The following is a 17874-nucleotide window of genomic DNA, read 5'->3' as shown; positions in this document are numbered from 1 at the left end:
CACTTCGTTGTCCGCAACCGCCGCGCGGATCACCGCCGTCGACACCTACGACATCCGCTTCCCCACCTCCCGGGAGCTGGACGGGTCCGACGCCATGAATCCCGACCCCGACTACTCCGCCGCCTACGTCGTCCTGCGGACCTCCGCGGGCGGCCACCAGGGCCACGGCTTCACCTTCACCATCGGCCGCGGCAACGAGGTCCAGGTGGCCGCCATCGACGCGCTGCGACCGCACATCCTCGGACGTCCGGTCGCCGAGCTGTGCGCCGACCCCGGCTCGCTCTCCCGCGACCTCGTCGGCGACAGCCAACTGCGCTGGCTGGGCCCCGAGAAGGGCGTGATGCACATGGCCATCGGTGCCGTCGTCAACGCCGTCTGGGACCTCACGGCCAAGCGGGAGGGCAAGCCGCTCTGGCGGCTCCTCGCCGACGCCGACCCCGCCTGGCTGGTCTCCCAGGTCGACTTCCGCTACCTCACGGACGCGCTGACGCCCGACGAGGCCCTGGAACTGCTGACCAAGGGCAAGCAGGGGGCCGTCGGGCGGGCGGCCGAACTGCTGCACCGCGGCTACCCCGCGTACACCACCTCCCCCGGCTGGCTGGGCTACTCCGACGAGAAGCTCACCCGGCTCGCCCAGCAGGCCGTCGCCGACGGTTTCACCCAGATCAAGCTGAAGGTCGGCGCCGACCTGGCGGACGACATCCGCCGCTGCCGCGCGGCCCGGGAGGCCGTGGGCCCGGACGTCCGGATGGCCATCGACGCCAACCAGCGCTGGAACGTCGCCGAGGCCATCGAGTGGACCAAGGCCCTCGCCGAGTTCGACCCCTACTGGATCGAGGAGCCCACCAGCCCCGACGACGTCCTCGGCCACGCCACCGTCCGGCGCGGCGTCCACCCGGTCAAGGTCGCCACCGGCGAGCACGTGCAGAACCGCATCGTCTTCAAGCAGTTGCTCCAGGCCGGCGCCATCGACGTCCTCCAGCTGGACTCGGCGCGGGTCGGCGGCGTCAACGAGAACCTCGCCATCCTGCTGCTCGCCGCCAAGTTCGGCGTCCCGGTCTGCCCGCACGCCGGCGGCGTGGGCCTGTGCGAACTCGTCCAGCACCTGTCCATGTTCGACTACGTGGCGCTCACCGGCACCACCGAGGACCGCGTCATCGAGTACGTCGACCACCTCCACCAGCACTTCCTCGACCCGGTGGTCATCACCGACGGCCACTACCGCGCGCCCACCGCACCCGGCTTCTCCGCCGCGATGCACCAGGCCGCCCTCGACACCTACCGCTACCCCGACGGCACCTTCTGGGCGGCCGACCTGGCCGGACCGGACACGGAGGAGGACGCATGACGACCGACCTCGACGGGCTCACCGCCCTGGTCACCGGGGGCGCCTCCGGCATCGGACTCGCCACCGCCCAACTGCTCAGCGAACTCGGCGCCGACGTCGCCGTCCTCGACCTCGACCCCGGCGGCGCCCGCGCCCCGCTGCACGGCTTCACCGCCGACGTCGCCGACGACCGCTCCGTACGCGAGGCCGTCCGGGCGGCGGCCGAGACGCTCGGCGGGATCGACATCCTGGTCAACAACGCCGGCATCGGCGCCGCCGGAACCGTCGAGGACAACCCGGACGAGCAGTGGCACCGCGTCCTGGACGTCAACGTCCTCGGCATCGTCCGCACCACCCGCGCCGCCCTGCCCCACCTGCGCCGCTCCGCCCACGCCTCGGTGGTCAACACCTGTTCCATCGCCGCCACCGCCGGGCTTCCGCAGCGCGCGCTCTACTCCGCCAGCAAGGGCGCCGTCCTGTCGCTCACCCTGGCCATGGCCGCCGACCACGTCCGCGAGGGCATCCGGGTCAACTGCGTCAACCCCGGCACCGTCGACACCCCCTGGGTCGGCCGACTGCTCGACGCGGCCGCCGACCCGGCCGCCGAACGCGCCGCCCTGAACGCCCGCCAGCCCACCGGACGGCTGGTCACCGCCGAGGAGGTCGCCGCCGCCATCGCCTACCTCGCCTCCCCGGCCGCCGCCAGCGTCACCGGCACCGCCCTCGCGGTCGACGGCGGCATGGCCGGTCTGCGCCTGCGACCGGAGCCCCCCGCGTGAACCTCCACCCGCTCGGCCGTACGGCGGTCCGAGTCGGCCGGCTCGCCTTCGGTGCCGCCGGGATCGGCAACCTGTTCACACCGGTGGGCGACGAGCAGGCCGCCGAGGCCGTGGCCGCCGCCTGGGCCTGCGGCGTCCGGTACTTCGACACCGCCCCGCACTACGGCCTCGGCCTCTCCGAACGACGCCTGGGCGACGCACTGCGCGGCCTCCCCCGGCACGAGTACGTGCTGTCCACCAAGGTCGGCCGCCTGCTGGACCCGGTTCCCACCGCCGGCGACGACCTCGCCAACGGCTTCGCCGTCCCCGCCGACCACCGGCGCCGCTGGGACTTCACCGCCGAGGGCGTCCGCCGCTCGATCGAGGACAGCCTGAACCGGCTCGGCCTCGACCGGATCGACATCGCCTACCTGCACGACCCCGACGACCACGCCGAACAGGCGCTTGACCAGGCCTACCCGGAACTCGAACGCCTGCGCGCCGAAGGCGTGCTCCACGCGATCGGCATCGGCATGAACCAGACCGAACTGCCGGCCCGCTTCGTCCGCGACACCGACCTCGACGTGGTGCTGCTGGCCGGCCGGTACAGCCTGCTCGACCAACGGGGACTCGTCGAACTCCTGCCGCTGGCCGAGGAACGGCAGGTCGCCGTGGTGGTCGGCGGCGTCTTCAACTCCGGCCTGCTCGCCGACCCGAAACCCGGCGCGACCTTCGACTACCGCGCCGCGTCCGCGGAACTCCTCGGTCGAGCCCTGCAGTTGAAGGAGGCGTGCGGGCGGCACGGGGTGCCGCTGCGGGCCGCCGCCCTGCGCTTCCCGTTCGGGCACCCGAGCGTCACGAGCGTCCTGGTCGGCACCCGCAGCGCCGCCGAGGTCGAGGACGCCGCCACTATGCTCGACCACCCCGTCCCGGACGCGCTCTGGGCGGACCTCAAGGAACGGGGACTGCTCCCGGTCGACGTCCCGACACCCGAGAAGGAGGGCTGATGCGCGTCGCCCTGTTCGTCACCTGCGTCGCCGACACCATGTTCCCCGACACCGGCCGGGCCGTGGTGACCGTCCTGGAACGGCTCGGCCACACCGTGGAGTTCCCCCAGGAACAGACCTGCTGCGGACAGCTGCACTTCAACACCGGCTACCGCCCGGACGCCGTCCCGCTCGTCGCCCGCTTCGCGCGGACCTTCGCCGAGTACGACGCCGTGGTCACCCCGTCCGCCTCCTGCACCGGCATGATCCGGGACAACCACCCGCTGCTGGCCGAGCGGTACGGGCGCCCCGACCTGCGCCGGACGGTGGCCGAACTCGTGCCCCGGGTCCACGAGTTCACCGAGTTCCTGACCGACGTCCTGGGCGTCACGGACGTCGGCGCCCGCTTCCCGCACCGGGTCACCTACCACCCCACCTGCCACTCCCTGCGCGGACTGCGGCTCGGCGACCGCCCCCTGCGACTGCTGCGCGCGGTCCAGGACATCGACCTGGTCGACCTCCCGGCCGCCGACTCCTGCTGCGGCTTCGGCGGCACCTTCGCCGTCAAGAACGCCGAGACCTCCGGCGCCATGCTCGCCGACAAGGCCGCAGGCGTCCTGGAGACCGGCGCCGAGGTGCTGTGCGCGGCCGACAACTCCTGCCTGATGCACATCGGCGGCGGACTCTCCCGCCGAGGCAGTACGGTGCGCACCGTGCACCTGGCCGAGATCCTCGCCACCACCGAAGGGACCCTGCGATGAGCGACCCGCACCCTCGCAACCCCGCCGACCGCGGCGTCGTGTGGCTCGGCTCCCCCGCCTTCCCCGACGCGGCCCGCAGCGCGCTCAAGGACACCCAGCTGCGCGCCAACCTGAAACGGGCCACCGGCACCATCCGCGACAAGCGCCTCACCGTCGCCGCGGAGCTCGACGACTGGGAGGAGCTGCGGACGGCGGCTGCCGCGATCAAGACCCGCACCTCGCGCCATCTCGACCGGTACCTGCTGCAGTTGGAGCGGTCCGTCACCGCCGCAGGCGGCACCGTCCACTGGGCCGCCGACGCCGCCGAGGCCAACCGCATCGTCACCGCACTCGTCCGGGCCACCGGCGAGCGGGAGGTGGTGAAGGTCAAGTCCATGGCGACCCAGGAGATCGGGCTCAACGAACACCTCGCCGAAGCCGGGATCGCGGCGTACGAGACCGACCTCGCCGAGCTCATCGTCCAGCTCGGCGACGACCGCCCCTCGCACATCCTGGTCCCCGCGATCCACCGCAACCGCACCGAGATCCGCGACCTGTTCGTCGCCCGGATGGGCGACTGGGGCCGACCGGCTCCCGACGGGCTCCGTGACGACCCGCACGAGCTCGCCGAGGCGGCCCGCCGCCACCTGCGGGAGAAGTTCCTCAACGCCAAGGTCGCGGTCTCCGGCGCCAACTTCGCCGTCGCCGACACCGGCACGGTCGTCGTCGTCGAATCCGAGGGCAACGGCCGGATGTGCCTGACCCTCCCGCAGACCCTGATCACCGTGATGGGCATCGAGAAGGTCGTCCCCACCTGGTCCGACCTCGAGGTGTTCCTCCAGCTGCTACCCCGCTCCTCCACCGGCGAGCGGATGAACCCCTACACCTCCACCTGGACCGGTACGACCGACGGGGACGGCCCCTCAGAGTTCCACCTGGTGCTCCTCGACAACGGCCGGACCGACACCCTCGCCGACACCGTCGGCCGCCAGGCCCTCGCCTGCATCCGCTGCTCCGCCTGCCTCAACGTCTGCCCGGTCTTCGAGCGCACCGGCGGCCACGCCTACGGCTCCGTCTACCCCGGCCCGATCGGCGCCGTCCTCACCCCGCAGCTGGTCGGAGTCGGGCAGGCGGCCTCCCTGCCGTTCGCCTCCACCCTGTGCGGGGCCTGCTACGACGCCTGCCCGGTCAAGATCGACATCCCTGAACTGCTGCTCCACCTACGGGCCGAGGCCGTCGAGGCCGAGCGGGCCGCGAAACGCCTGCCCACCGCCGAGGCGGTGGCGATGAAGGCCGCGGCCGCCGTACTCGACTCCCCGCGGTTGCTCTCCGCCGCCCAGCAGGCCGGGTCGCTCGGCGGCCGCGCCCTCGCCCGGGGCGGCCGCATCCGCCGCCTGCCCGGGCCGCTGCACGGCTGGTCCGACACCCGCGACACCCCGGCCCCGCCCGCCGAGTCCTTCCGTACCTGGTGGCGCAAGAACAAGGAAGGTGACCGATGAGCAGCCGCGACGCCATCCTCGGCCGCATCCGCGGCGCCCTCGCCGACGTACCGGCCGACGAGCTCCCGACCGACGTGCCCGTCCCGCGGAACTACCGCCTCAGCCACGTCGAGCCCGGTCAGGACACCGTCGCCCTCTTCGCCGGACGGGTCGCCGACTACCGCGCCACCGTCACCCGCACGGACCGGGCCGGGCTGCGCGACGCCATCGCCCTCGCCCTCACCCGGCGCGGCGCCGTGCGCCTGGCCCTGCCGGACGGCTTCCCCAGCGAGTCGCTGCCGAGCGGCGGCTGGGAGTGGCACCGGGAACCGCTGGACGTCCCCGCCCTCGACGCGCTGGACGGCGCGATCACACTCGCCGCCGTCGGGATCGCCGTCACCGGGACGGTCGTCCTCGACACCGGCCCCGGCCAGGGCCGGCGCGCCCTCAGCCTCGTCCCGGACTACCACCTGTGCGTCATCCGCGCCGAGCAGATCGCCCAGGACGTCCCCGACGCCCTCGCCCGCCTCGACCCCGCCCTCCCCCTGACCTTCATCTCGGGACCGTCCGCCACCAGCGACATCGAACTCGACCGGGTGGAGGGAGTCCACGGTCCCCGCACCCTGGACGTCATCATCGTCGACTCCGCCCACCCCGACCGTTCGGAGCAGCCATGAGGATCGCCCTGCACACCCGCGTCCGCGAGGACCGGATCGCGGAGTACGAGGCCGCCCACCGCGAGGTTCCGGCCGAGCTCACCACGGCCATCCGGGCAGCCGGTGCCACGTCCTGGAGCATCTGGCGCAGCGGCTGCGAGCTGTTCCACCTCGTCGAGTGCGAGGACTACCCCCGCCTGCTCGCCGCACTCGAACACCTCCCGGTCAACATCGCCTGGCAGGCGAGGATGGCCGAGCTCCTCGACGTCGTCCACGACTACTCGGCGACCGGGGCCGAGGCCGGGCTCCCGGTGGTGTGGGAGCTGTGACGCCCGCACGGATCATCGACGCGCACCACCACGTCTGGGACCTGACGGTGCGACCGCAGCCCTGGATCACCGGCGAGGACCTCGCTCCGCTCGCCCGCTCCTTCACCGCGGACGACCTCGCCGCCGAGGCCCGCGCCGCCGGGGTGGCCGGCACCGTCGTCGTCCAGACCGTCTGCGTCCCCGAGGAGACGCCCGAGCTGCTCGCCCTCGCTGCCGGCAGCGGCCTGGTGGCCGGGGTCGTCGGCTGGACCGACCTCACCGCCCCGGACGTCGCCGACGCCCTCGCCGCGCTGCGTGCGCTCCCGGGCGGCGACCGGCTGGTCGGCATCCGCCACCAGGTCCAGGAGGAGCCCGATCCCCGCTGGCTGCTCCGACCGGACGTACGCCGGGGCCTGCTCGCCGTCGCCGCCGCCGGCCTCGCCTACGACCTCGTGCTCAGGCCGCACCAGCTGCCGGCCGCCGTACTCGCTGCCGCCGGCCTCACCGGTCTGACCTTCGTCCTCGACCATCTCGGCAAACCTCCGATCGCCACCGGCGCGGTCGCCCCCTGGGCCGCGGACCTGCGCCGCCTGGCCGCCCTCCCGAACACCGTCTGCAAGCTCTCCGGCCTGGTCACCGAGGCGGCCCCGGGGCGCTGGCGGACCGAGGACCTGAGGCCCTACGCCGACACCGCCCTGGACGCCTTCGGCCCGCAGCGGCTGCTCTTCGGCTCCGACTGGCCGGTGTGCACCCTGGAAGCCGGCTACCCGGAGGTCGTGCGGATCGCCGACCGCCTCACGGGCGAACTGTCCCCCGCCGAGCAGCAGGCGGTGTTCCACGACAACGCGGCCCGCGTCTACGGCCTCTGAGCAGCCACCGACCCGCCCCGTCGAACGGGGGCAGGTCTATTCTGGTGAGACATCGGACCACTTGAGGGGCGGAGCTGTGCCAGTCACCGACGAGGCGATCGAGAAGATCAAGGCCATGATCGTCAGCGGGGAGCTGAGCCCGGGCGCCAGGCTCCCGAAGGAGGCCGACCTCGCCGAGCGGCTCGGCCTCTCGCGCAACTCCCTGCGGGAGGCCGTCAAGGCGCTCTCGCTGATCAGGGTGCTCGACGTCCGCCAGGGCGACGGCACGTACGTCACGAGCCTGGCACCCGACCTGCTCCTGGACGCCCTGGGCTTCGTCGTCGACTTCCACCAGGACGACACGGTGCTGGAGTTCCTGGAGGTCCGCCGCATCCTGGAACCGGCGGCCGCGGCCATGGCCGCGCGCGCGATGTCGGACGAGGACATCGCCGAGCTCGGCACCGTGCTGGCGAGCCTGAGCGACGACGCCTCGCTCGACGAGCTGATCGAGAACGACCTGGAGTTCCACCGCAGGCTCGCGGCCGGCTCCGGGAACGCGGTGCTCGGCTCACTCCTCGACGGCATCTCCGGGCCGACCGCGCGGGCCCGGATCTGGCGCGGCCTGACGGAGGAGGGCGCCGTCGAACGCACCCGCCAACAGCACCGGGCGATCCTCGACGCCATCGCCGCACGCCGGCCCGACCTCGCCCAGGCCTGGACGACGGTCCACATCGGCGGGGTCGAGCAGTGGCTGCGCGGCACCCTGGGCGCGGCGGGCTCGGCCCTCGGCTGACCGGCGCGCCGGGTACCCCCCGCCGGTGGCACCGACGGGGGGCGACGCGCCCGGCGGATCAGGGGATGGCGGTGAACCCGTCGACGATCATGTAGCCGCCGCTCCTCATCACCCCCGTGATCGTGTGCCGGCCCGGGGTCAGGCCACCGACGGAGTGGACCGTCTGCTGGTACCTGCGGCTGCCGCTGTAGGCATCGACGGTCTTCCGGAAGACCCCGTCGATCGAGATGTCGATCCGGCCCTCGTCGGTGTTGGTCTGGTGGAGCCGTCGTCGAGGTCGACGGCCCACTCACTGTTGTGCCAGATCCGGTTGTTGCTGATGGTGATCGGCTGGACGACGTCGAGCTGGGAGAGCTGCCTCTGGTACGCGTCGGAGCCGGCGTCCGGATTGAGGTTGGGCCCGGCGATGGGCCAGTAGCGGTCACGGCCCCAGGCGTTGACCGGCCCGTGGTCCGAGGTCTCCTTCACGCAGTCGAAGACGTCGTTGTACTCGATGAGGTGGCCGCCCCAGGTGCCGTCGTTGACGTTCACGCCGGAGCGCGGGCTGCCGTGGACGGTGTTGTGCGAGACGGTGACCCGACTGCTCATGCAGATGTTGACGCCGGCACTCTGCTTCTCGAAGCGGCCCATGTCGGCCATGCTGTTGTAGCTGACCGTGATGTCGCGCGGATAGTCCTCGCTCTTCGGTCCGGGGCTGAGGTCGGTGGGCGGATTGACCATCGAGGACCAGGTGGAGGGATCGCGCACGGCGTTGCGGGAGCCGACGACCTGTACGTCGCTGGCGCCCGACCGGCTGAACCGGTTGCGGGTGATCACGTCGCCCTTGTTGTAGCCGTCCAGGAAGACGCCGTTGCGGCCCACCTCCTCGAAGGCGGAGTCGGAGACGGCGATCCCCTCGGTGTTCCTGGTGTGGACCGCGCCGGCCCGGGCGAGCCGCACCTCGGCGCCCGCGGGCCGGCGACCGGCGAGAACATCGGCAGCGGCGGACCGGTGGCCGACGCACCGGGAACGATCGGCGGGATGGCCGTCGGCCTGACGAACGCCATGCTCGCCGAGAAGGCGCCCGAGGACGGACACCGCCGGAACATCCTCGACTGCTCGTTCCGTCACGTCGGCATCTCAATCGTCCGGACGGCTCCGGAAGGGTCTGGATGACCCAGGACTTCTCGGGCTGACGCGCCCGGGGAACGTCCGTACCCCGTCGGCATCAGCCGACGGGGTACTCCCACTCGACGGCGGGAGCCCCGTCGACGGACGGATCAACCGTCAGCAGGTGCTCGGCGATCTCCAACGGCACGGCCACCAACGGGATTCCGGAGTCCAGCGGGATGCTGACCCGGTGGACCGCGCCGAGGGCGGACACCTCGACCACCGCGGTGGTCTCACCGATGAGACCGACGGCATCCAGGCGGGCCACCACGTCCGGGCGGCCGACATCGCTGGGGTAGCCGGTGAGCGTGAACAGGAGGTCGCCGATGTCCTCGAGCAGGTCGGCGTAGACCAGCAGTGGTGGCGCCTCCCCGGTCACCGGGAACCGGGTCAGCGGCCTCGGGTCCGGGGCGGCCCATCCGCCTTCACGGGCGAGGGCCACATGCAGGTCGTGCCGGGTCGCCGTGGTCGGCAGCAGCACCGGCGCTCCCGCCTTCGGGCTCACCGTGGTGACCAGGGCGAGGGGGGCTCCGTCCGAGTCCTCGGCGGAGGGGAAGGCGATCCGTGCCAGGTACCGGCTGCCGCCGGCGTTGGCGCGCTGGAGTGCCGCGGCCTCCTGGAGGAAGTACCCACGCTGGAGTTGCTGCCGTTGATCCGCCGCCATGGTCTTGCCCGTCTTCCGCACACTGTCCGAATGGTCAGGAGGGGGCGCCCGGTCCGGGCCGGTACCGGTAGGACGGCCGTCCGCGCCCAGTGGCGCCGGCAGCGTTGCCACCGGCACCGGCGCCAGCCCGTGGGCCGGGCCCCACGCCGGAGCCCGCCCTCCGGTGCGAGCCGTACGGCACGCACGCGCTCAGGGTGCCACGGAGAACCTGAGGTTCTGATGAGCGCCGGCGTCGATCGTCCGCGGACCGGCCGGGCAGGCGCCGGGCGTCCGGTGGTCTGGCGAGCGGCACCGGGAGCCGCACCGGAGCGGCCTGCGGACGTCCCGTCAGGCGCCCCGTCAGGCGGCCCCAGGCGGCCCGTCAGGCGCGGATGATCTCCACTCCGCAGCCCGCGACGGCCCCCGCCCGGTCGGCGTCCAACCCGTCGTCCGTCACCAGCGCGTGGACCTCGGACAACGGGCAGATCGAGGCGAAGGTCACCCTGCCGATCTTGGTGCTGTCCGCGAGGACGACCGAGCGCCGGCTCCTCCGGAGCAGCGCCCGGTCGGCCTCGGCCTCCATCTCGTCGTGGGTCGTGCATCCCTCCTGGGCGGTCAGGCCGTCCACCCCGATGAACGACAGGTCGAGGTGGTAGTGCGAGAGCATGCGGTCCGCCGCCGGACCGACCAGCTCGTAGCTCGCCGATCGGGCGAGGCCCCCGATGACCACCAGGCGGATCGCCGGGCGCACGATCAGTTCGGCGGCGATGTTCACGGCGTTGGTGACCACGGTGATCCCGGTGCGGTCGGCCAGGGCACGGGCCAGCTCGATCGTGGTGGTCCCACCCGTCAGACCGACCACCGCGCCCTCGGGAACCAGTTCGGCGGCCGCGAGGCCGATCCGCCGCTTCTCCTCCTGCCGGTGCTCGCTCCGCTGCCGCAGCGACCGTTCGAGGGTCACCGTCCCCGTGAACGCGCCACCGCGGGTGCGGTGGAGCAGGCCCCGGTCGTGCAGCCCCTGGAGGTCCCGGCGGATCGTCGAGGCGGAGACTTCGAGCAGTTCCGAGAGCGCGTGCACATCCGCGCTCCCGGCCTCGGTGACGTGCGACAGGATCCGGACCACGCGATCAGCTTTGAGCATGATGGAAAGTCAACCCTCCGGCCGCTGCCCGTACGCAGCGACCACCTGATGGTCTAGACCGTCAGCGCCGGGGCCTTCAACACCTGGAGCAGCCGGGCGACCTCGGCGGCCGTCGCCGCCCGGCCGGGGCCGAGGTAGCGGCGGGTATCGACCAGTTCGCCGCTCCCCGCGAGGGCCTGCCGGACGGCAGCGGTGAAGACCTGGTTGAGGTGGGTGGCGATGTTGATCTTCGTCATGCCGCACTCGACGGCGCGGGTCAGGTGCTCGTCGGCCACTCCGGAGGAGCCGTGCAGCACCAGCGGCACCGGGACGGCGGCGCGCAGTTCGGCGATCAGGGCGAAGTCGAGCTCGGCGTCCCGGGTGGCCATGGCGTGCGAGGTGCCGACCGCGACCGCGAGCGCGTCGATGCCGGTCGCGGCCACGAACGCGGCCGCTTCGCCGGGTTCGGTCCGCGCACCCGGCGCGTGCACACCGTCCTTGCCGCCGACCTCGCCCAGCTCCGCCTCCACCCAGACGTCGACCGCGTGGCAGCGCGACACCACCTCCGCCGTGGCCCGGACGTTCTCCTCGTACTCCAGCACCGAGGCATCGAACATCACGGAGGTGAAACCGAGCCGGACGGCCTCCTCGACCAGTTCGGGCGCCGTCGCATGGTCCAGGTGCACCGCGACCGGGACGGCGGCCGCCCGGGCCACCGCCAGGACCGCGGCACCCACCGGGGCCAGTGCCCCGTGATAGCGGACGGCGTTCTCACTGAGCTGGAGGACCACCGGGCAACCGGCCTCCTCGGCACCCAAAACGATGGCCTCGGCGTGTTCGAGCTGGATGACGTTGAACGCTCCGACACCCTGGTTCGCGGACACCGCGGCCGCGACGATGTCACCGGTCGGGGTCAGGGGCATAGCAGGCTCCTCAGGGGTTGGATCTCCACGAGCGGTAGCAGACCCGCGCGGACGACAGGGTCGAAGTCGCCGGCCAACGGGGCGGCGACGGCGGCGGCGGAGAGCGCGACGGCCTCCGCCAACCGGTCCGGCCAGGACGCGCCGGTCACCAGGCCGACGCTGAGCGCGGCCACGGCCGCGTCCCCGGCCCCGGTCGGGTTCCCGAACAGCCGCTCAGGTACGCGGGCCTGCCAACTTCCGTCCGGTGTCACGGCGACGAGGCCGTCGGGCCCGAGCGAGGCGACCACCGACTTCGCGCCCGCGCCCTGCAGGGCGTGGGCGGCGCGGACGGGATCCCGCAGCCCCGTCACCGCCGCGAGTTCGTCCGCGTTGGGCTTGACCAGCGCCGGCTTCGCCGCCAGCGAGGACCGCAGGGCTGGTCCGTCCGCGTCCACCACGGCCGGCACACCGTGGGTGTGGGCGAGCAGGACCAGCTCGGCGTAGGCGTCGGCCGGCACTCCCCTGGGGAGACTGCCGGAGAACACCACCGCCCGCGCCGCGGGCAGCAGGGTGTCGAGCCGGTCCAGGAACCGGCCCCACTCCCCCGTGCTGACCAGCGGCCCGGGTTCGAGCAGGACCGTCGCGTCACCGGCCAGCTCGTCCACGACCGTCACCGTCCGGCGACTCTCGTCCGCGATCGACACCAACCGGTCGGCCAGACCCGCCGATACGAGCTCGCTGCGCAGCGCCTCGCCGGTCGGACCGCCGGCCAGGCCGGTGACGGCCGTGGGCTGCCCCAGGGCGTGCAGCACGCGGGAGACGTTGACCCCCTTGCCGCCGGCGCGCTGGACCACCGAACACACCCGGTTGCTCCGGTGCGGGCGCAGCCGGTCGAGGTGGTAGGTGACGTCCAGCGCCGCGTTGAGGGTGACGGTGAGGATCACGACGGACCCCTTCCGCCCGGTGGACGCACGGCTCGCCGGCCGGCCGGCTCGGTCACGGCTGGGCCAGCACGATCGAGCGGGTGAGGTTGCGCGGCCGGTCGGGGTCGAGACCGCGCAGCCCGGCCAGTTCGACGGCGAGGCGTTGGGCCCGGATCAGGTCGGCCATCGGGTCCAGGGTGCTGACCGAGACCCGGGCGCCGGTGCGGCGCACCTGGTCCACGAGCCCGGCCGGGGGCCGGCCGAAGAACCACACCAGACTGTCCGGCCCCGTGACGCTGATCGGACCGTGCCGGTACTCCATCGCGGGGTAGGACTCGGTCCAACTCCCTGATGCCTCACGGAGCTTGAGCGCTGCCTCGTGGGCGAGCCCGACGGTCCAGCCGGCACCGAGGAAGGTGAACTGGGTCGCGTCGGCGGCGCCCTCCGGCAGCGGCTCGGCCAGCGCCCGCTCGCCGCTGGCGGGCAGATCGGCGGGGGCGAGCTCGAGGTGGCCGCGGAGCAGGGCGAGCACGGTGGTGGCGAACCGGGTCTGCACCACCGACTTCTCGTCGGCGAACCCCAGGTCCACCACCGACCGGGCGGCCGTGCTGATCGGCGTGGCGACGTCCCCGGTGATCGCGACGGTGGCCACACCGTCGGCGCGGCCGAGGGCGCTGAGCACCTCGGTCGTCGTGCCGGAGCGGGTGATGGCGACCACCCGGTCGTACCGGCGTGCGGCCGGGTACTCGGAGGCCGCGAAGGCATCGGTCTCACCGAGCCCGGCCGTCTCGCGCAGCGAGGCGTAGGCCTGGGCGATGTAGAGCGAGGTGCCGCAGCCGATCACCGCCACCCGCTCCCCCGCCAGCGGCAGGTCGGCGGTGTTCGCCTCCAGTGCCGTGCGCCAGTGCTCGGGCTGGCTGGCGATCTCCTGCTGGACATGACTCATGACGGCCTCCATGGGCGGTCGAGGAGGGTTGCTCATACTTGCGCATTTCCTAATGCATCAGAGCAGGTATGAGCATCATCATGCAGGCATCACCCGGCTCCGCGCCAGGCCTTGACCCGATGGAATAAAGGAATTTAACTTATTGGGCCCGAGCCGAACCCTCGGTGCCCCCTCCTGCCCCCGGACAGCGGGTTCGGTCGGCCTGCCAGCCCGCAGCCGACCCGGAGCCCCGCACGAGAGAACCCCTCGGATGCTGACAGAGACGCCGTTGCACCCCCACACCCACCACCGCCCGGCACCCGGGACGGCCGACGCCCGACCGGCCCACACGGTCATCGGCGTCGACTTCGGTGGCACCAAGACCGAACTCGCCCTCGCCGACCCGCACGGGACGATCCTCGTCCGCAAGCGGCTGGCGACACTCGCCGAGCAAGGACCCGACCAGGCCCTCGTGCGCGCCGCCGAGGCCGTCCGGCAACTGGCCCTCGAATCCGAGACCCGCTTCGACGCACCGGTCACCGCCCACGCCGCCGTCGCACCGGGCATCATCCAGTCCCACCGCATCCTGCTCACCCCCAACCTGCCCGGCTGGGAGGAGCTCGCCCTGTCCGCGCGCCTCGCCGAGGAGTTCGGTGTCCCGACCGTCCCCGTCGCCAACGACGTCCGGGCCGGCGCGCTCGCCGAGCTTCGCCTCGGCGAACTGCGCGACGTCGACCCCGGCCTCTACATCAACCTCGGCACCGGCCTCGCCGCCGCGCTCGCCGTCGGCGGACGCATCGTGTACGGCGCCAACCAGGCGGCCGGCGAGATCGCCTACGTCAACCCCGGCGACGCACCGCTGAACGCCGTCGCCACCGGCCGCGCCCCGCTCGAAGAACTCCTCGGCGGCAGGCAACTGGCCGAACGCGCCAAGGAACTCCTCGGCGAGGCCGCCACCGGCGGCGACCTCTTCCGCAGCACCGACCCCGCCGCGCGGGCGCTGGCCCACCGGACACTCACCGTCCTCGCGACGGCGCTCGCCAACATGGCCGCCCTCGTCGACCCCGCCCGCATCGTCCTCGGCGGCGGAATGATGTCCGCCGCCGCCGAGATCCTCCCCGCACTCGAGCGCCTGCTGGCCGACGCCCTGCCCTTCCCCACCGAGCTCAAGGTCGCCCGGTTCCGCCGGGACGCCTCCCTGCACGGCGCGATCGTCCTCGCCCTGGACGACCTGCGCGCACGGGGAGCCCACCCCGGCCTAGCCGACGACCCCGACGCGCCCTGAGGCCCGACACGTCCTGAGGCCCGGCGTCCCCCACGACGCCTCCCCGGGGCGGGTCGGACCCGCCCCACCAGCCCGGTCGATCACCACCCTCGACCGGCCACCGACACCCGGACCGGATCCGGAGCACCGGTCACCATCCGTACGACCGCACCGGTGCCGCCATCCGACCCGTCAGTCCGGTTGGAGCCGCGAAGTCTGCCCCCCACCTGACATCCCAGGAGGTTCCAATGTCCTTGACCAGTGCACTCACGCGACGCGGCAGTGCCGTGCTCGTCGCGGGGATCATGGTCGCCGCGGCGGCCGTGGGAGGGCCGCCCCTGCACGCGAGGGCGGCCACCCCGGCCGTGCCCGCGGTCGCGAGCACCACCGTCACCGACGCGCCCGGCTCGTCCACCGCCCTCAAGGGCTTCGCCATCGAGTCCTCGGCCGACGTGCCGGACAGCGGTGAGGCCATCTCCAGCCCCGACTACCGTCCGGCCGGCTGGCACGCGGCCGGCTCCCGCTCCACGGTGTTCGCCGCACTCGTGGCCGACGGCACCTACAAGGACCCGTTCTACTCCGAGAACATGAAGGCGGTTCCGAAGGAGCAGTTCCAGGTGCCCTGGTGGTACCGCTCCGAGTTCACCGTCAACGACACCTCCGCCCGGACCTACCTGAACGTCACCGGTGTCGTCTCCGCCGCCGACGTGTACGTCAACGGCACCCTGGTCGCCACCGCCGACCAGATCGCGGGCATGTACACCGCGCACGAGCTGGACATCACGGACCAGGTCCGCCAGGGGCCCAATGCCGTCGCCTTCCTGATCCGGCAGAACGACCCCAAGAAGGACTTCACCTCCGGCTGGATCGACTGGAACCCCGCCCCGCCGGACAACAACATGGGCCTGGTCTACGACATCAGCGTCCGGCGCGCCGGCGCGGTGTCCCTGACCGACACCCATGTGATCACCTCGGTGGACATGCCCTCCCTCAGCTCCGCCCGGGTCACCGTCAAGGCCACGGCGCGCAACGACACCGACCGCACCGTCACCTCCACCGTCACCGGCAGCATCGGCGACCTGACGTTCGCCAAGGACCTCACGCTCGGCCCCCGCACCTCCAAGCCGGTCATGTTCACTCCTGACGACACCTCGCAGCTCAAGATCGACAACCCGCGGATCTGGTGGCCGGCCGGCATGGGCGACCAGGCGCTGTACGACCTCCAGCTGACGGCGAGGACCGACGGCGCCGTCACGGACACGGCACACAAGAGCTTCGGCATCCGGGACGTCCAGGCCCCCCTGAACCAGGACGGGGCGCGCTCGTACATCATCAACGGCCACCCCCTCCTGATCAGGGGTGCCAACGACTCGACCGACCTGCTCTGGCGCTGGAACGCGCAGGAGGTCTCCGACCGGTTCGCCTACGCCCGCAACCTGGGCATCAACGCGATCCGGCTGGAAGGGCACCTGGAACCGGACGAGTACTACGAGATGGCCGACAAGGCGGGCATGCTCCTGCTGCCGGGCTGGGAGTGCTGCAACAAGTGGCAGGACCAGGACTCCGGCCCGTACACCGCACACGAGCACGAGATCAACCGCGCCTCGATGGCCGCCGTGGCGGCCCGCCTGCGCAACAACCCCAGCGTGATCTCGTTCCTCATCGGCAGTGACAAGGCCCCGACGCCGGAGTCGGCGTCGGACTACAAGGAGGCCCTGAACGCGGCGGACTGGACGCTTCCGGTCCTCAGCGACATCAACCGGGACAGCGTCCTCGACTACGAGAGCGGCATGAAGATGACCGGCCCCTACGAGTGGGTGCCGCCGGTGTACTGGTACCTCAAGAAGGACGGGGGTGCCGAGGGCTTCAACTCCGAGACGAGCGCCGGCGCGAGCATCCCCACCATGGACACCCTCAAGCGGATGATGAAGGACGAGGAACTCACGTCCATGTGGACGGACCCCTCGGCGGTGCTGTACCACCGGGCTCCGGACACGTCCTTCTCGACCCTGAAGGACTTCAACACGGCGCTGTCCGCGCGCTACGGCAAGCTCACCGGCCTCGAGGACTACGTCCGCAAGGCCCAACTCGCCCAGTACGAGGCGGTGCGGGCCCAGTTCGAGGCGTACGGCCGCAACTTCACCGACGAGAAGAACCCCTCCACCGGCCAGATCTACTTCCTGCTCAACTCCCCCTGGACGTCCCTCCACTGGCAGCTCTTCGACCGCTACTCCGACCAGGGCGGCGCGTACTTCGGGGCCAAGAAGGCCAACGAGGACGTCCACATCCAGTACTCCTACGACAACCGCTCCGTCGTCGTGGTCAACCGGCGCACCGACGCCGCCCCGGGACTCACCGCTCACGTCGACCTCTACAACATCGACGGCACCCAGCGGTTCCACCGGGACTCCGACGTGCCCACCGTCCCCGGCGACGGCGGCAAGGCCATCGCCCTCAAGGAAATCCCCAAGGACATCCCGAACCTGGACACCACCTACCTCGCCAAGCTGACCCTCACCGACTCCGACGGCAAGGAGGTCAGCCGCAACGTCTACTGGCTGTCCACCGAGCCGGACGTCGTCGGCGACTACAACTGGCCGAACAACCCCACCACGTCCTACGGGTCGCTGGACGGCCTGAACCAGCTGGCCAAGGACAAGGCCCAGGTCTCCGCCACGGCCACCAGCAAGAGCAAGGGCGACACCACCGAGGTCACCGTCACGCTCACCAACACCGGCACCGGCCAAACCCCCGCCCTGCTCACCGACGTCCACCTCGTCGACGGCCAGGACAAGCCCGTGCTGCCGGTGACCTGGTCCGACAACCAGGTCAGCCTCTGGCCCGGCGAATCCACCACCCTGACCGCCACCGTCCGCACCTCCGACCTCAACGGCGCCACCCCGAACCTGCGCGTCTCCGGCTGGAACATCCCCACCGGCAACGTCGCGGCCAAGCCCACCTCCTGACCGCGGAACCCGCGGCACCCGCTGACCCGCTGCCCCGCTCCACCGCTGTGACCGGCCCGGCCGCCCGGGCCGGTCACAGCGGCACGTA

18 protein-coding genes are annotated in these 17874 nt (G+C 72.3%); 12 read left to right on the top strand and 6 right to left on the bottom strand.

Going from position 1 to position 17874, the window contains the following annotated elements; translation table 11 throughout:
* Positions 1-7 precede the first annotated feature (7 nt).
* The 9 genes from AB0F71_RS10290 (at position 8) to AB0F71_RS10250 (ending at position 7894) form a co-directional block, all read left to right on the top strand.
* Positions 8-1348, top strand: coding sequence for an L-fuconate dehydratase (locus AB0F71_RS10290; RefSeq protein ID WP_360230616.1), 1341 nt, complete (start codon positions 8-10; stop codon positions 1346-1348).
* A complete protein-coding gene (locus tag AB0F71_RS10285; RefSeq protein ID WP_360230614.1) occupies positions 1345-2106 on the top strand; it encodes an SDR family oxidoreductase in 762 nt (253 codons plus the stop codon). Before AB0F71_RS10290 ends, AB0F71_RS10285 begins: the two co-directional genes overlap by 4 nt.
* Positions 2103-3092 (top strand): aldo/keto reductase, encoded by a 990-nt coding sequence (locus tag AB0F71_RS10280; RefSeq protein ID WP_360230612.1) that lies wholly within the window; start codon positions 2103-2105, stop codon positions 3090-3092. Before AB0F71_RS10285 ends, AB0F71_RS10280 begins: the two co-directional genes overlap by 4 nt.
* Positions 3092-3832 (top strand): (Fe-S)-binding protein, encoded by a 741-nt coding sequence (locus AB0F71_RS10275; RefSeq protein ID WP_360230610.1) that lies wholly within the window; start codon positions 3092-3094, stop codon positions 3830-3832. Before AB0F71_RS10280 ends, AB0F71_RS10275 begins: the two co-directional genes overlap by 1 nt.
* A complete protein-coding gene (locus AB0F71_RS10270) occupies positions 3829-5310 on the top strand; it encodes a LutB/LldF family L-lactate oxidation iron-sulfur protein (protein WP_360230608.1) in 1482 nt (493 codons plus the stop codon). Before AB0F71_RS10275 ends, AB0F71_RS10270 begins: the two co-directional genes overlap by 4 nt.
* Entirely contained in the window at positions 5307-5966 is a 660-nt protein-coding gene (locus tag AB0F71_RS10265) for a lactate utilization protein C (RefSeq protein ID WP_360230606.1), read from the top strand. Before AB0F71_RS10270 ends, AB0F71_RS10265 begins: the two co-directional genes overlap by 4 nt.
* Positions 5963-6274 carry an L-rhamnose mutarotase gene (locus AB0F71_RS10260; RefSeq protein ID WP_360230604.1) on the top strand — a complete coding sequence of 104 codons (312 nt, stop codon included), beginning with the start codon at positions 5963-5965 and terminating at the stop codon, positions 6272-6274. Before AB0F71_RS10265 ends, AB0F71_RS10260 begins: the two co-directional genes overlap by 4 nt.
* Complete coding sequence (locus tag AB0F71_RS10255; protein ID WP_360230602.1) at positions 6271-7122, top strand: amidohydrolase family protein; 852 nt, start codon at positions 6271-6273, stop codon at positions 7120-7122. Before AB0F71_RS10260 ends, AB0F71_RS10255 begins: the two co-directional genes overlap by 4 nt.
* A gap of 76 nt (positions 7123-7198) precedes the next feature.
* Positions 7199-7894: a FadR/GntR family transcriptional regulator gene (locus tag AB0F71_RS10250; RefSeq protein ID WP_360230600.1), complete on the top strand. Its 696-nt coding sequence runs from the start codon at positions 7199-7201 to the stop codon at positions 7892-7894.
* Between the two features lie 138 nt (positions 7895-8032).
* Here the strand turns inward: AB0F71_RS10250 and AB0F71_RS10245 are convergent, their stop codons facing one another.
* A complete protein-coding gene (locus AB0F71_RS10245) occupies positions 8033-8833 on the bottom strand; it encodes a right-handed parallel beta-helix repeat-containing protein (protein ID WP_360230598.1) in 801 nt (266 codons plus the stop codon).
* 51 nt (positions 8834-8884) lie between these two features.
* Here AB0F71_RS10245 and AB0F71_RS10240 point away from each other — a divergent pair, with 51 nt between their 5' ends.
* Positions 8885-9049 (top strand): hypothetical protein, encoded by a 165-nt coding sequence (locus AB0F71_RS10240; RefSeq protein ID WP_360230596.1) that lies wholly within the window; start codon positions 8885-8887, stop codon positions 9047-9049.
* A 52-nt stretch (positions 9050-9101) separates the two neighbouring features.
* On the opposite strand, the gene AB0F71_RS10235 is transcribed toward AB0F71_RS10240, so the two are convergent.
* The 5 genes from AB0F71_RS10235 to AB0F71_RS10215 form a co-directional block, all read right to left on the bottom strand.
* Positions 9102-9728, bottom strand: a complete 627-nt coding sequence (locus AB0F71_RS10235) for a hypothetical protein (RefSeq protein ID WP_360230594.1) — start codon at positions 9726-9728, stop codon at positions 9102-9104.
* Positions 9729-10068: 340 nt separating this feature from the next.
* Positions 10069-10827: a DeoR/GlpR family DNA-binding transcription regulator gene (locus AB0F71_RS10230; protein WP_360230592.1), complete on the bottom strand. Its 759-nt coding sequence runs from the start codon at positions 10825-10827 to the stop codon at positions 10069-10071.
* A 53-nt stretch (positions 10828-10880) separates the two neighbouring features.
* The gene (locus AB0F71_RS10225) at positions 10881-11729 is read right to left on the bottom strand and encodes a class II fructose-bisphosphate aldolase (protein ID WP_360230590.1); all 849 of its coding nucleotides are present in this window, start codon (positions 11727-11729) and stop codon (positions 10881-10883) included.
* Positions 11720-12652, bottom strand: coding sequence for a 1-phosphofructokinase family hexose kinase (locus AB0F71_RS10220; protein ID WP_360230588.1), 933 nt, complete (start codon positions 12650-12652; stop codon positions 11720-11722). The genes AB0F71_RS10225 and AB0F71_RS10220 overlap by 10 nt, the downstream gene beginning before the upstream one ends.
* Before the next feature lie 52 nt (positions 12653-12704).
* Positions 12705-13577: an SIS domain-containing protein gene (locus AB0F71_RS10215; protein WP_360230586.1), complete on the bottom strand. Its 873-nt coding sequence runs from the start codon at positions 13575-13577 to the stop codon at positions 12705-12707.
* A gap of 250 nt (positions 13578-13827) precedes the next feature.
* On the opposite strand from AB0F71_RS10215, the gene AB0F71_RS10210 reads away from it, so the two are divergent.
* Both AB0F71_RS10210 and AB0F71_RS10205 read left to right on the top strand, forming a co-directional pair.
* Entirely contained in the window at positions 13828-14841 is a 1014-nt protein-coding gene (locus AB0F71_RS10210) for an ROK family protein (RefSeq protein WP_360230584.1), read from the top strand.
* 227 nt (positions 14842-15068) lie between these two features.
* Positions 15069-17786, top strand: coding sequence for an exo-beta-D-glucosaminidase (locus AB0F71_RS10205; RefSeq protein ID WP_360230582.1), 2718 nt, complete (start codon positions 15069-15071; stop codon positions 17784-17786).
* The last annotated feature ends 88 nt before the right edge of the window (positions 17787-17874 follow it).

Source organism: Kitasatospora sp. NPDC028055 (genome assembly GCF_040637885.1).
In the GTDB taxonomy this organism is placed as follows: Bacteria; Actinomycetota; Actinomycetes; order Streptomycetales; family Streptomycetaceae; genus Kitasatospora.
Note: the sequence above shows the minus strand (reverse complement) of the source record. Positions and strands in the feature narration are given on the sequence as shown.